This is a genomic window from Wolbachia endosymbiont (group B) of Erebia ligea (assembly GCF_947179575.1).
GTDB classification, from domain to species: domain Bacteria; phylum Pseudomonadota; class Alphaproteobacteria; order Rickettsiales; family Anaplasmataceae; genus Wolbachia; species Wolbachia pipientis_C.
Genome location: NZ_CAMXBW010000002.1, coordinates 335,270 through 349,929 on the forward strand (window position 1 = coordinate 335,270; position 14,660 = coordinate 349,929).

The following is a 14,660-nucleotide window of genomic DNA, read 5'->3' on the forward strand; positions in this document are numbered from 1 at the left end:
GTTAACGTTCTTCAATGAGAATCCCATTTTACGGTGCTTAAATCTATTCCTTCTTGTACCATTTCCAAAAGTGGGCTCATCTCTCTTAGCCGTCCAACATTTTTAGTAACAAGATCTGCTGCGTATAGAACTTCATCTTTAGTTGTAAATCGGCCAAGGCCAAATCTAATTGATGAATGCTCAAGATCGTGGCCATTGTTTAGTGATCTTATAACATAAGAAGGCTCAAGGGATGCAGATGTGCATGCAGAACCAGAGCTTACTGCTAAATCCTTGATTGCCATGATAAGAGACTCACCCTCAACATAAGGAAAACTTAAGTTAAGGTTACCTGGAATCCTATTTTCGTAGTCACCATTTAAAACAACATCAGGAAATGCCTCTTTTATTTTGTTGTACAAAATATCTCTCAACTCTTCTAATTTGCTTGCTTCTATTTCCATTTCTTTTTTAGCGATACGTGCTGCTTCACCAAAACCAACTGCAAGGGGAGTAGGAACTGTTCCAGAGCGCATGCCTCTCTCCTGTCCACCACCACTAATTAGTGGCGTCAACCTAACACGAGGATTTTTTCTACGGACATATAATGCACCTATTCCCATAGGTCCATAAATTTTATGGCTAGAAAGGCTCATAAGATCAATGTTCATTTCATTTACGTCTATTGGAACTTTTCCAAAGCTTTGGGCAGCGTCTGTATGAAAAAATATATTATGCTTTCTACACATTGCACCAATTTCTTTGACAGGTTGCATTACTCCGATTTCATTATTTGCCATCATCACTGAAATCAGAATTGTTTTATCAGTGATTGCCTTCTCAAGTTTCAACAAATCTATAATTCCGTTTTGCTTAACGGACAAATATGTAACTTTAAAGCCTTCATTTTCCAGATGTCGACAAGAATCTAAAACGCACTTATGCTCCGTGCAGACAGTTATTATATGATTTCCCTTATTCTTATAAAAATGAGCAACACCTTTGATAGCCATGTTATTTGATTCGGTTGCACCCGAGGTAAAGACGATTTCTTTGCTGTCTGCATTCACTAAATCAGCAATGTGCTTCCTTGCTTTTTCTACTGCTTCCTCAGCTGTCCAACCAAATGAATGACTACGAGAGTGTGCATTACTAAACTCACCAAAATAAGGTATCATCACCTCCAAAACACGAGGATCTACTTTAGTAGTAGATTGATAATCGAGAAATATTGGTAATTTTATTTTAGCATTGCGTATTTTTTCCATATTCATAGTCAGGTTTCAGCATAGAAGTTACAATATTTAGTAGCACTAAAGCTTAATTTTTTCAAGATATAATCTTGCCTAAACGAAAGTTGTCAGCGCTCTCTCCTACGTTATTCCACTGTCCCTGTAATGTCATTTTCTATGATCAGTATTTATGCAGCTAGGTCGAATACGCGCTAGGTAACCCTACTAGTGCTAGCAGCTTCTTGACGCCCATCCATTAAGACTGCTACTCCATCAACTTTAGTACTGGGCTTTAACATCATATATGTAGCACCACCAACTGCTAGTCCTGTTGCTATAACTGCAACCACTGCTATTGGTGTAGAGGGTTTTGACTCAGCTGTAACTATTCCAGTTGCAGAAAGTGCTTTCGCTATTAAAACACCTGATAATGCAGTTGTACTACCGGCAAAAAAACCTTTCGCAATTGCTGATGTACGTTGTTTTTCCTCTTTAGCTAAATTCCTAGAAGCAGTTCTAGCATGATTTTTCACATTAACATAGGAGCCTTCACGTTTTTTTGGCAAAGTAAATACATAATCTCTTCGAATAGCCAAAAATGCAGGTGGCATTCCATATTCATCTTGTATATTAACATCCGCACCGTTTCTTACGAGAGAGTATACCACGTCTGCATGGCCATTCATAAGAGCTAAATGTAAAGGTGTCCATCCCTCCTTATCTTCTTGTTCATTAATCCTGATTTCATCTTTTTCCAACAGAGCATCTACTACCTCTTTATAACCATTTTCAGCAGCTAAATGTAAAGGTGTCTTTTTATTTTTATCTTTTATATTAACATCTATCCCTTTTGTTACTATTAAAGCCTTTGTCAAGCTCGTATAGCCTAACTTAGCAGTTAAATGTAATAATGTGAATTCATTATCTCCAACTTCAAATTATAATTTACATAAAAATTACTCTCTTCCCACTGTTTAAATACCTCTTCATTGCTTGCCTTTAGCTCTTCTTTTACTTTTTCAATTACGTTCCTTTTATCTAATTTATTATCACTATTAACCGTACTTAATACTTCCCGCCACTGCTGATAATTTATTGTCATAATTTTTACCCTAATCTTAAATAATTTATTTTAATTTTTAAATAATTAAAATAAGAAATCAATATTTATTTTAAATGAGCTTATAATCGAAATTGTGGGTAGCAAATTATTGCCTCTTGAATCACAATGTTCGTATAGCTGCAACCCTGAAGCTACTATCTCTCATCCACTGAAGGTATTGCACAGCGCTATCTACTTGATCGTCGTGGCGGGTTTCTGGAAACATTAAAATCTCATACTCAAAGTCGCTGAGCCATACTGCTTGGTGTGGCAGAAAAACCTTGCCAGATTCTATTATCGGAACAATCTGGTGGAATCGAGCAAGTTTGCCACCGTGTGCACTATCCCGATAATAGGTATTGCCTTGAGCTCTTGAATCAATTGCTGACCGCTTGTTTTTGCTTCGATTAAAATTGAGTGTGGCTTCCATCTTGCAGCTATAGTATTTTCTAAAATGGATGATAAAGTTCCATTATGGTATTACCAACCAAAAGCTGTAAGTCTGTATATTTATACATGAGAGGTCTGAGGCGGCTTTTGATGGTATGCCAACAGTATTCTATAGGATTCAAATCTGGTGAATATGTTGGAAGATACAGCAAATGACAGCCAAAAGACTCTATTAATGATTTTGTTTTAGTGGTCTTATGAAATGTAGCATTATCCATAACTATAGTTGTGCCAAGTGGCAATTTAGGTAATAACATCTTCTCCAACCATGTATTGAATACCTCTTTGTCACACCCACCTTTGAAAGTCATTGGTGCAATAAATCTCTTTCCAATCCACCCGGCTACTATACTGATTCTCTCTCGAGTTCTCCCTGGAATATCTGCATAAATTTTCTTTCCTCTTGGAGCGCGTCCATATTCTCGGTATAACTTATTATCAACTCCTGCTTCATCTATATATAAGATGCTGGAATGGTCTATTTTTGAGATTTTATCAATAAATTGCTCCCTATCTTCTTGATTGCGCTCTTGATATAGTGTGACTTTTTTTTAAAGTAATTTTTAGCTGTTTTAGTCTATACCAAATTGAGTTTATTCCAAATCCAAGATTTTGTTTCATCTCTGCCAGAGTATGATCTGGATTCTTTGTAACATATTCTTCGAGTATTTTGGGGTCTATTTTTCGAATAAAGCTACCGTTTTAGATGGCTTGAGGCTTTCACCAGCAGCTTTCTTTTTTAACCAACGGTACAAGAGTTGCTATTCCTATCTCCATAAGCTCTGCTACCTCAACCTTTGTCTTACCTTTTTCTATCATCAATACTGCCTTTTCCCTTAAATCCACACTATATGCCATTATAACTCAAATACTTTATTATACCTTTATCATTTACTTTAGGAAATACTATAGTGACAGAACTTGTTCTTTAAGTTTTGGATACTCAAGCTTCGCACGGTACACATCGAGTAAATAAAACTTATTATTCACCTTTGTCCAGGTAGTGCAGACACTAAAGCCGCTAGAATCGTTTGTTGAAACAGCAGTGTCCCAGCTCTGAGTTATATGTGAGAGATTGTCAGGAAAATTTCTATAGCGTTTCAACCATTCTTGCTTAATTATACCACTTGAAAGTGGCAGAGGATTTTGTTGATATTGAGCAGCAAAAGCGTAACTCCCAAGTTCAGCCTTTATCATTTCAATTTCTCCTACATCTAGGGGATATAGCAGCTGACCTTCCTTTTTTAAGTATAAAATCCTTGAAGATGTAGCGCCTGTTGAGCTTTTGCACTCATTTGTAGTTACTTGAATAATAGGAACAGGAGAAGGGAGAATTGATCTTTTGATTGAATAGATAATTTCCTTATTTTCAGAGATCATTGGCAAACAAATATGATGCCATATATTTCTTGGTTTGGAGAGAAGATGCCCAGTCAAATCCTCTTGATGTAGTCTGTGCATTACAACAACGATAACTCCTTTTTTCCTGTCATTGAGCCTGGTTATTAGAGTCTGATCGAACCAGTTTGTGGCACGTTTTCTAAACGTCTCGCTCAAAGCTTGAGAGGAACTCAGTGGATCATCCACGACGATAAAATCTCCACCTTCACCAGTCAGTGTTCCACCAACAGATGTTGCAATCCTACATCCTCTCTGCACTGTTTGAAATTTATATTTAGTGTTCTGGTCTTTGCATAGTTCTACCTCTGGAAATAGCACTCTATACCAACTAGACTGCATCACGCACCTGGTGTCAAGCGAATGCTTTTCGCTAAGCCGCTGAGAATAGCTTGCAACTATTATTCTTGCGGTTGGCTGATTACCAAGTATCCATGCGGGCCATGCAACACTCACGCACATAGACTTCATCGAGCGCGGAGGCATATTGAATATTATTCGCTTCACTTCACCAGTGCTTGCTGCTTCAAGCCTGTCTGCTATAATTTTTATATACTGATAATTGTTATACTCACATCCCGGCATCACCGTTTGAAAGCATAGTTCGATAAATTTTAAAAAGTTCATGTTAGTCTCCTATAGTGTTAGTGGAATTTACTTTATGGTGGTGTCAGCCTCTTTGGTGTCATATCAGCGTCCTTTTTCTTGTCATCCAAGTAGCCCTTTCCTTGTCATTCCAGTGCTTGACACTGGTTCACCTTATGATGGTGTTATTCAAGTAGCCTCTATCCAAGTGCCCCTTTGGTGTCATCCGAGTAGCTGACACTGGTTTCTTACCAACAAAACCTAGCATAACTTTTGTGCTCAAAAGATTTCTGGATTCCAGCATCAAGTGCTGGCCTGAAGCTTTAGTTATAAGTATTAAGAAATTTACCAAGTAAAAAAAAAGGAAAAAGAATCCCCGTGTGACGAGTTTTGACCCTATAATAATGTAAATTGGCATTGTAATAATGTGCTAACGCTTATTTAAAGCGCGTTTTGGCTGAATGTAGAAAAAATAAAAAAGACATGCAGCCGCTATAATTTTTGTGTAATTTGCCAATAAATACCTGAGTTTTTTTACTGAATTTTGTCATTGAGCCTGCAGGTCAAAAACAAGGATAAATACTCTTATTGTCATGATAAGGGAGTTGGAGAAATTTGTAAAGTAATCTTTTTCGTTTGTGTTCCCTTATGCTTGAGATAACTCCATGTAGGTTCATGGATCTCCTTACTCTTTAATTTCCATGAATTCCCTTTGAAGTTGAATATTGAAAATTAACTGGAGAATTGTGAATTACTTTGTATATGTCATAACAAGCCATGGCGCTCTCAGCAAAACCATTTAGTATCAATTTTAGTTTGCCTGGATAAGTAGCTATATCTCCGATTGCATATATTCTATCTCTACTAGTTCTAAGCGTAGCTGAATTAACAACTATGCGGCTATGTTCTAACTGTATACCCCAATTGTTTATTGGACCAAGATTCATTGACAGTCCAAAAAATGGCAGCAAAAAATTAGCGGATATTTCTTTTTCTTCCTTAGAGGCAATGTTTTTTACTATCACTGCTCTCAACTGCCCATTACCTCCTGCTAGTTCGTGTAATTGATATGGCACTACCAGTTCTATCTTTCCATCATTTTCAAGTGATTCTAATTTATTTCTAGTTTCAGGAGTGCAGCGAAATTCCTTTCTCCTATGTATCACATAAATTTTCTTCGCAACCTTAGAAAGTTCTACAGTCCAATCAGCCGCAGAATCACCCCCCCCTGCAATGACTATAGTTTTGTCCTGAAAATCAGAAATTTTATTTACACTATAAAATACAGATTTATTTTCATATTCTAATATACCCCTTAAGGGTGGACGGTTAGGTTCAAACATTCCATTACCTGCAGCAATGATAACGGCTTTGCATTTTACCTCTGTACCTATGTTCGTTATGATAGTAAAGTTTTCACCTTCGTTATTTGAAATCTTTTCCACTTTTTGACTTAAATGGTAAACAGGCTCAAATGGTGAAGCTTGCTCCATTAGTCGCTCAATTAATTTTTGGGCAGTAATTACAGGATAACCAGGTATATCATATATTGGCTTTTCTGGGTAAAGAGCTGTGCATTGTCCTCCTGCTTGATCCAAAACATCTATTATATGACATCTCATATCAAGCATTCCCGCTTGAAAAGCAGTGAATATTGCAACAGGCCCTGCACCTATTATTACGATATCGGTTTCCATATTCAGATGGTGATCTATTTATAGATATTAGCTTTCTTTGCTAACAAGGTCAATTTACAAAGGGATGTATTTTTAAAAGATGTGGCTAGATTAGATAAGATTTCCAGCGTTATGAACCACATAGTCCAAATAAGCTCTAAAAATCAGCTATCGTAGCGAGATGATGTGCGGACGGAATGGGATTCGAACCCATGGTACGCTCATCACGTACGTCAGTTTTCAAGACTGGTGCCTTAAACCGCTCGGCCATCCGTCCATTTCTTTTCTATCACAATATTTGATTTTAAGCAATCTATAAAAGCTTTACTTGCCCACGCAAAAGTTGCTAAATATACTGTCCAATATTTCCTCAACATTAATAATTCCAATCACTGCACCAAGTTCAAATGCAGCAAGCCTCAAGTCTTCAGATATCAACTCAATTGGATTATCGATATTAAAACGCTGTAAATGTTCCAGTGCTTTCTGCATGTGATTCCTATGTCTTTGCCGAGTAATCACAGGAGTGTCTCTATCATGCCCAAATTTTTCCTTTGCCTTCTCTTTTATGAGAGAGATCAATTTGTTTGTACCTATTCCCTTTAGAATAGAAATGGGTAAAAGATCTATGCCATTAACTTTTATATTGTGATCATTGATAACATCGTCAGCTTTGCTCAATACATAAATAGTATCGCTATTTACAACGTTGCAATTGATATTATGACGCTGTTCAAAAGGAAATAGTTCTATTCTTAAATCAGCTTCAAAAGACCTTTTTTTCGCTCGACTTATACCTTCTGATTCTATTGGATCTGAACTCTCACGAATTCCAGCAGTATCAGAGAGAATGATTGGGTATCCGCCAATGTCAATATGAGCTTCAAGTATATCTCTTGTTGTGCCTGCATATTCAGAAACAATAGCAATATCACGCTTGGCTAAGAAATTAAACAGAGTTGATTTACCGACATTTGGTTCACCAGTTATTACAATATGTAAACCCTCACGCAACCTTTCGCCCCGTCTATTATCATTTAAATGCTCTTGTATCAACTGCACGAGAGATTGCACTTTATTATTAATTTTTTCCAATTCACTTTTTTCTGCCCAAATGTTCTCTGGAAAGTCTATATATGCTTCGATTTTGGATTGTATCGTTATTAATCTTTGCCTCCAATTGCTGTATAGTCTCTCCAATTCTCCTGATATCTGCTTAATCGCTTGTTTAGCTTGCATTTTCGTCTCAGCATCAATTAAGTCTGCAATCCCTTCTATTTGCGTTAAGTCAAATTTACCATTTAGAAAAGCCCTAAGTGAGAATTCTCCAGGCCTGGCCATAACGAAAATTTTTGATAATTCCTCCAAGATGATTTTTATGACGGCCTTGCTTCCATGCACTTGTAACTCTATAACATCCTCGCCAGTGAAACTGTTTGGAGTAGGGAAATAGATGATTATTCCATTATCTATCAATTGACTGGAATCATCATATAGATCAACTAAAGTAGCAAATCTTGGTTTAATTTCTTTCTTAATATGAAAATGATTTAAAGCTTTAAGCGCGTAGTTGCCTGAAATTCTGATTACTGCAACTCCTGACTTACCAAATACGGTCGACAAAGCGAAAATAGTTTCATTTGTGTTTGTCATTATTTATATAAACTACTTAGCAATTTAAAAGACTTAATCTAAAAGATTTTGACTTATTTTGCTAATTTATATTAATGCAGTATTAGTAAACATATTGTATAGAAAAACTGTCAGGTAAAAATATTTATTTTGAAAACTGATAATATGATTTATAATGACTGACACAAGTTTTAAATATTTTATGCTCAAGAAATTAGCTTGGTACTGGTCTTTTGTAGAGTTAATTAAAGGGTTTGTTATTACATTAAAATATATGTTTAAGCCAAAGGTTACTTTGAGGTATCCTATAGAGAAGGGCCCTTTAAGTCCAAGGTTTCGTGGTGAGCATGCGTTGCGTAGGTATCCAAATGGTGAAGAACGATGCATAGCTTGTAAGTTATGCGAAGTTATCTGCCCTGCTCAAGCAATAGTTATTGAAGCAGAGGAAAGAGAAGACGGTAGTCGCCGCACCACACGCTATGATATTGACATGACAAAATGCATATATTGCGGATTTTGCCAAGAAGCATGTCCAGTTGATGCAATTGTGGAGGGTCCTAACTTTGAATTTGCTACTGAAACAAGAGAGGAGCTAATGTACAATAAAGAAAAGCTATTGCGTAATGGTGAAGTTTGGGAAGAAGCAATTGCACTCAGGTTAAAAAAGAATAGGCCGTATTATTAACTAGGTATGTCAACAATTAAAATTTCTTACAGCAAGTATGTAATAGATCTCTTGTACAACTGTTATTTAACTGAAAGATCAGTAGCTCACCTTTTGGTGTCATTCCAGCGCGTGACGCTGGAATCTAGAAAAGAAAGAAACATGGATCCCAGTGTCAAGCATTGGGATGACAAAAGGTCTAATGAATGATAAAAGTTACCTTTTTAGCCGAACAAAAAGTAAAAGAATACAGTGGTAGAGTCACTGGCTTTGATATATTACAACCGGATGCTTTGAGAGAAGCAATTGCCTTTAAGGTAAATGGTGAGTTGTATGATCTCTCACGTGAAATTGAATCTGATACAGAGATAGAGGTAATACAACTGAGTGACGAAGCGGGTTTAGATATAATAAGGCATGATGCTGCTCATATAATGGCGCAGGCAGTAAAAGAGCTCTTTCCTAATACTCAGATTACTATCGGGCCAACAATTCAAGATGGTTTCTACTATGATTTTGCTACAGATCGTACCTTTACCACGGACGATCTTACTGCAATAGAAAAAAAAATGAAGGAAATTATAAAAAGTAACCACAGATTCGTCCGAGAAGTTTGGACTCGTAAGCAGGCAATTGATTTCTTTAGTGATATAGGTGAAAGATACAAGGTTGATATTGTCTCATCAATACCAGAAAACGAAAATCTAACTGTTTATAAACAAGGCAACTTTGTAGACCTATGTCGTGGTCCGCACTCACCATCAACTGGCAGAGTTAAAGCGTTTAAACTTATGAAAGTAGCAGGTGCATACTGGCGTGGCAATTCTAAGGGCCCAATGTTGAAAAGAATATATGGCACCGCGTGGAGAAATAAGGATGAATTAAATACTTATCTTAAACGTCTGGAGGAAGCAGAAAAACGCGACCACCGCAAAATTGCTAAGGATATGGACTTATTTCACATTCAAGAGGAAGCTGTTGGGCAGATTTTTTGGCATGAACAGGGATATACTTTATATAATGTTCTTGAGTCTTACATCAGAAAAAAGTTAATGAACAATGGCTACTTTGAGGTAAAAACACCTATTTTAGTAAGCAAAGAGCTGTGGGAAAAATCGGGACATTGGGATAAGTTTCGTGAAAATATGTTCATTATTGATGAATCTGAAAGTAAAAAGCTAGCAATAAAACCCATGAATTGCCCTTGTCATGTGCAGATTTTTAATTCTCACATCAGAAGCTATCGTGATTTACCGATACGTATGGCAGAGTTTGGCACATGCCATAGAAATGAAAGCTCAGGCTCATTGCATGGACTGATGCGAGTGCGTGGTTTTACGCAAGACGATGCACATATTTTTTGTATGGAAAAACAAGTGAATTCTGAAACTGTAAAGTTTTGTGACCTTTTAAAAGAAGTATATTCAGAACTTGGGTTCAATGAAATTTCTGTGAAATTTTCAGACCGTCCAGATACTAGATCAGGTAATGATGAAGTGTGGGATAGAGCTGAAAGAGCACTGCTTGAAGCAGTTAAAGAAGCAGGGCTTAGTTATGAACTTAATCCTGGTGAAGGTGCATTTTATGGTCCAAAGTTAGAGTTTGTTTTGAAAGATGCAATAGGTAGAAATTGGCAATGTGGAACGTTGCAAGTTGATTTTATTTTACCGGAGCGGCTTGGAGCTTTTTATATAGGAGCAGACGGGCACAAGCATCACCCTGTCATGTTACATAGGGCAATTCTTGGAACTTTTGAGCGTTTTATTGGAATTTTAATAGAAAATTATGCAGGAAAATTTCCAGTTTGGCTTGCTCCAACACAGCTTGCTATTCTGACCATTACAAATGAGGCTGACGGTTATGCTACAGAAATCAGCAACGTTTTAAAAGAACAAGGTGTGAGAATCAAAACTGATTTGACCAATGAAAAAATTAGCTATAAGATACGTTTGCATAGTTCAAGTAAGGTAACTATATTATGGATCATAGGCAAAAATGAAGTTACAAATAAAACTGTGTCAGTGAGAAATTTAGGATCGGAAAAACAGGAGTCTTTTTCCTTGGAGAATGCTACTGAATTGCTGTTAAAAATTATTAATTTGAATTAATGGAGCTAAAATTTGCAAGTCAAAAAGAACAATAAAAACAGAATTAATGAACTCATCACAGCTAAGGAGGTACGCTTAGTTGATCATAGTGGTGAAATGGTCGGAATTGTTCCAATAGAACAAGCTTTGGAAGTTGCACAAAGTGTTAATTTAGACTTGGTAGAAATCACACCTGATTCAACTCCTCCAGTATGTAAGATTCTGGACTATAGCAAACAAAAGTATGATATAAAAAAGAAGGCAAGTGAAGCAAAAAAGAAACAAAAAACATTAACTATAAAAGAAATTAAACTGGGTCCTAATATTGGTGATCACGACTACGAAACAAAATTGCGTCAAGCAAGGGATTTTCTTGTGCATGGACATAGAATTAAAGTCACAATGAGATTTAGAGGGAGAGAGCTTATAAACACTGAAGTTGGACTGAAAAAGTTAGAACGGCTAATTAGAGACGCTGAAGATATTGCAAAAGTAGAATTAGCACCTAAAAGGGAAGGAAATCAATATTCTTTAACTTTGTATCCGTTCAGAGGTGTGGCAAGGATAAAAAACAATTGACATAATATATTAAAGTAGTAATAACACAAAATGTTGATAGTAAAGTAAGGCTAGATGCTTCAATTGTTGATCAGTATTGTAGAGTTATGTAAAAACTTAGAGCAGAAAGTAGCAAAGATTGAAGAAAAAAATAAAATCTTAGAAATAGAGAATGCTGAACTAAGAGAGAGACTCGGCTTAAACTCAAGGAATTCATCTTTACCAAGTTCAAAAGAGCTGTACAAAATAAAAAAAGACACACCAGAAGATAAGTCAGAGGGCGGCAGGAAGATAGGTGGTCAAGTTGGACATAAGGGGAATTGCCGAGCTAAAATGGAAGCAGATGAGGTGGTGAAGGTAGAGTTACCAAATAGATGCGAGTGTGGTGAAGAAATCGCAATATCGGAAAAACCATATGTCTATCAAAAAGTTGATTTACCAGAAATTAAGCCTTACGTAGTTGAGTATCAATTAGAACATGGTCGCTGTCGTAAATGCGGAAAAAGAAGGAGTAGCAAATTACCAGAAGGAGTTACACCGGATACCTTTGGTCCTAGAGTTAAGTCAGTAGTTGCATCACTAAGTGGGTTTTATAAGAATTCAAAGCGAGAAATAGCGAATATTATGAAAGACATCTTTAACATGAGTATAAGTGTTGGTAGTGTGTCCAATAGTGAAGCAAGGGTTTCGTCAAAATGTAAAGAAGCCTATGAACAAATAGAGGAAGAAATAAAAGCAAGCGAAATTTTGCATATTGATGAAACCAGTCACTACAACAAAGGCAAATTGGGATGGTGCTGGATGTTTGCCAACAATAAAGCAAGTCTTATGAAGTTAGCAGATACAAGAGGAATGAAATTTTTAAAGAATAGTGCATTTTGTGATTACAAAAACCTGGTAATTACTGACAGATATGCAGTTTACAACCACTTCAGTGATGAAAAACGACAAATTTGTTGGGCTCACTTATTGAGAAATTTCGAGAGGTTATCTCATAGTTGGAATAGTGAAGTAATGAGACTTGGCCATTGTTTAAAAGACGCAGCTAATGGATTGTTTGTATTAAAAAACGCTTTGTCAGAAAATGAAATTAGTATTTCAAAGTTCACTAAGCAAGCTAAAGAATTACGAAGATACATACAGTACTGCATGATAAAAATATCTTATATACTTGAAGCAAAAGGAGCTTCACGAACGGTAAAGGGTATTATAAAATCCGAGTCAATGATGTGGACATTTTTGGATGACCCAGAGAATATTCCATTAACGAATAACCATGTTGAGCGACAGATACGGCATTATGTTGTCTATCGTAAGAATTCATATTTTGCACAGTCAGAGCGAGGGAATAGATTTCTTGAGCGGATAATTTCGTTGTATCTGACTTGGAAACAAAAGGAATTAAACCCTTTTCAAAACCTGCTAGCTGTTGTTTCTTAAACCACACCTCTGAACGGATACTTAACTTTAGCTGCTAAGTAGTAAAATCATTTAAAAGTATAAGTTAAGTTACTATCCTCTCTTCAATTATATGACGAAAATGTCTGATTAATCCTTGAACTGGCCAAGCTGCAGCATCGCCAAGTGCACAAATTGTATGCCCTTCTATTTGAGTTGTAAGGTCAAGTAGCTTATCTACTTCACCAGGTTTAATATTTCCTGCTACCATTCTTCTCATAATTCTCCACATCCATCCAGTGCCTTCACGGCATGGTGTACATTGTCCGCAGGACTCATGCATATAGAAATGTGATAATCTTTCTATTGCAGCTATTATGTCAGTTGATTTATCCATCACTATTACAGCAGCAGTACCAAGCCCTGATTGTGCAGCCCTTAATGAATCAAAATCCATTTCAATAGTATCACATATAGATTTTGGAATTAATGGGACTGAAGACCCACCAGGTATTACAGCAAGTAAATTATCCCAACCTCCTCTCACTCCACCTGCGTATTTTTCAATTAATTCACGCAGTGAAATTCCGAGCTCTTCTTCAACATTACATGGATTATTTACATTCCCTGAAATGCAAAAGACCTTAGTGCCAGTATTATTTGGTTTACCCAGAGATGCAAACCACTCTCCTCCGCGATTTAGAATATCTGGAACCATGGCTATAGTTTCAACGTTGTTTATTGTGGTTGGGTAGCCAAAAAGTCCAACACCCGCAGGGAATGGAGGTTTCATGCGAGGAAAGCCTTTTTTTCCTTCAATTGATTCAAGTTGAGCTGTTTCTTCTCCACATATATAAGCTCCTGCACCTCTGTGAATGAATACATCAAGATCATAACCTGATTTGCAGGCATTTTTTCCAATTAAGTTTTCTTTATAGGCTTCCTCAAGTGCCTTTTTTAGAACTAAATATTCATTATAAAATTCACCCCTGATATAAATATATGCAACTGATGCGCTGATCGCTCTGCCAGCTAGAAGAATTCCCTCAAGTAACTTATGTGGCTCATATCGTAATATATCTCTATCTTTACACGTACCAGGTTCTGACTCATCTGCATTGACTACTAAATACGCTTTTGAAGGATTTTTAGGCATAAAGCTCCACTTAAGGCCAGTAGAAAATCCTGCACCCCCTCGACCTCTCAAGCCAGATTTCTTTACTTCCTCAATGATTTTTTCTGATCCTAAATCCAGTAATTTCTTTGTTTTTTGCCAACTACCACGTTTTTTTGCACCCTCAAGTAGTGGTGTTTCTTTACCATTTAAGTTTGTGAATATTTTGTCCTGTTCTTTTAGCATGCTTTTAAGATTCTAAGTGATCCCGACGCGATTCGAACGCGTGACCCACTGATTAAAAGTCAGTTGCTCTACCGGCTGAGCTACGGGATCATTTTATTTTTCAGATATACTAAACAGTAATATAGTTTTTATCTGTTTTAATCAAACTAAAATTTTCATGCGTGGTTAAATAAATTATATAATATACTGCGTTAGTGATAATTTAATTAAAAATTTTTGAAGGAAAATTTCTTGTTAATTAACAGATTTATTTGGCAAAGCTGAGATACAACTCTAAAAAGATAGAGAATTATACATAAATGCAGAGTTTGCGCACTATTGAGTAATAGCATAACAGATAAATATTTCTTGCATTTCAGCGTGAGTGATTTATGCTTTAAGCAAGAATTGGGGGCATAGCTCAGCTGGTAGAGCATCTGTTTTGCACGCAGAAGGTCAGCGGTTCGATCCCGCTTGCCTCCACCAATCCATATTATCCCTAGGATACTATAAATCCTGTCAAAGCAGCTTATTTTAATCTATTTTCCCAAAAATCCCTA

General features: G+C 36.5%; 12 protein-coding genes, 3 tRNA genes and 2 pseudogenes. 5 read left to right on the top strand and 12 right to left on the bottom strand.

Going from position 1 to position 14,660, the window contains the following annotated elements:
* Window positions 1-11 precede the first annotated feature (11 nt).
* From OM962_RS02155 to mnmE, 10 genes and pseudogenes are all read right to left on the bottom strand, one after another.
* A complete protein-coding gene (locus OM962_RS02155; protein WP_264330661.1) occupies window positions 12-1,253 on the bottom strand; it encodes an IscS subfamily cysteine desulfurase in 1,242 nt (413 codons plus the stop codon).
* 170 nt (window positions 1,254-1,423) lie between these two features.
* On the bottom strand, window positions 1,424-2,086 hold the full coding sequence (locus OM962_RS02160; protein WP_405196970.1) for an ankyrin repeat domain-containing protein: 663 nt from the start codon (window positions 2,084-2,086) through the stop codon (window positions 1,424-1,426).
* A gap of 23 nt (window positions 2,087-2,109) precedes the next feature.
* Window positions 2,110-2,313 carry a hypothetical protein gene (locus tag OM962_RS02170; protein ID WP_264330662.1) on the bottom strand — a complete coding sequence of 68 codons (204 nt, stop codon included), beginning with the start codon at window positions 2,311-2,313 and terminating at the stop codon, window positions 2,110-2,112.
* A gap of 121 nt (window positions 2,314-2,434) precedes the next feature.
* Window positions 2,435-2,743: a phage terminase large subunit gene (gene terL, locus OM962_RS07675; protein ID WP_405196971.1), complete on the bottom strand. Its 309-nt coding sequence runs from the start codon at window positions 2,741-2,743 to the stop codon at window positions 2,435-2,437.
* A 19-nt stretch (window positions 2,744-2,762) separates the two neighbouring features.
* Window positions 2,763-3,263: an IS630 family transposase gene (locus tag OM962_RS02175; RefSeq protein ID WP_319606738.1), complete on the bottom strand. Its 501-nt coding sequence runs from the start codon at window positions 3,261-3,263 to the stop codon at window positions 2,763-2,765.
* A gap of 10 nt (window positions 3,264-3,273) precedes the next feature.
* A pseudogene (locus OM962_RS02180) lies at window positions 3,274-3,621 on the bottom strand (IS630 transposase-related protein).
* A gap of 51 nt (window positions 3,622-3,672) precedes the next feature.
* Window positions 3,673-4,788: pseudogene (locus OM962_RS02185) on the bottom strand (phage terminase large subunit); the annotation flags it as partial.
* A 650-nt stretch (window positions 4,789-5,438) separates the two neighbouring features.
* Window positions 5,439-6,443: an NAD(P)/FAD-dependent oxidoreductase gene (locus OM962_RS02190; RefSeq protein WP_264330664.1), complete on the bottom strand. Its 1,005-nt coding sequence runs from the start codon at window positions 6,441-6,443 to the stop codon at window positions 5,439-5,441.
* Between the two features lie 168 nt (window positions 6,444-6,611).
* Window positions 6,612-6,699, bottom strand: a tRNA-Ser gene (locus OM962_RS02195).
* A gap of 47 nt (window positions 6,700-6,746) precedes the next feature.
* Entirely contained in the window at window positions 6,747-8,075 is a 1,329-nt protein-coding gene (gene mnmE / locus OM962_RS02200) for a tRNA uridine-5-carboxymethylaminomethyl(34) synthesis GTPase MnmE (RefSeq protein ID WP_264330665.1), read from the bottom strand.
* A 181-nt stretch (window positions 8,076-8,256) separates the two neighbouring features.
* On the opposite strand from mnmE, the gene nuoI reads away from it, so the two are divergent.
* The 4 genes from nuoI to tnpC all read left to right on the top strand — a co-directional run bounded on the left by nuoI (window position 8,257) and on the right by tnpC (window position 12,803).
* Window positions 8,257-8,739 (top strand): NADH-quinone oxidoreductase subunit NuoI, encoded by a 483-nt coding sequence (nuoI, locus tag OM962_RS02205; RefSeq protein WP_039950622.1) that lies wholly within the window; start codon window positions 8,257-8,259, stop codon window positions 8,737-8,739.
* 185 nt (window positions 8,740-8,924) lie between these two features.
* Window positions 8,925-10,826 (top strand): threonine--tRNA ligase, encoded by a 1,902-nt coding sequence (gene thrS, locus OM962_RS02210; RefSeq protein ID WP_264330666.1) that lies wholly within the window; start codon window positions 8,925-8,927, stop codon window positions 10,824-10,826.
* 12 nt (window positions 10,827-10,838) lie between these two features.
* Entirely contained in the window at window positions 10,839-11,384 is a 546-nt protein-coding gene (gene infC / locus OM962_RS02215; protein WP_264330667.1) for a translation initiation factor IF-3, read from the top strand.
* 66 nt (window positions 11,385-11,450) lie between these two features.
* Window positions 11,451-12,803 (top strand): IS66 family transposase, encoded by a 1,353-nt coding sequence (gene tnpC, locus OM962_RS02220; RefSeq protein WP_264330459.1) that lies wholly within the window; start codon window positions 11,451-11,453, stop codon window positions 12,801-12,803.
* 64 nt (window positions 12,804-12,867) lie between these two features.
* Here tnpC and nuoF read toward each other — a convergent pair whose 3' ends face one another.
* Both nuoF and OM962_RS02230 read right to left on the bottom strand, forming a co-directional pair.
* A complete protein-coding gene (gene nuoF, locus OM962_RS02225; protein WP_264330668.1) occupies window positions 12,868-14,121 on the bottom strand; it encodes an NADH-quinone oxidoreductase subunit NuoF in 1,254 nt (417 codons plus the stop codon).
* A gap of 17 nt (window positions 14,122-14,138) precedes the next feature.
* A tRNA-Lys gene (locus tag OM962_RS02230) sits at window positions 14,139-14,211 on the bottom strand.
* Between the two features lie 299 nt (window positions 14,212-14,510).
* On the opposite strand from OM962_RS02230, the gene OM962_RS02235 reads away from it, so the two are divergent.
* Window positions 14,511-14,586: transfer RNA gene (locus OM962_RS02235), tRNA-Ala, on the top strand.
* The last annotated feature ends 74 nt before the right edge of the window (window positions 14,587-14,660 follow it).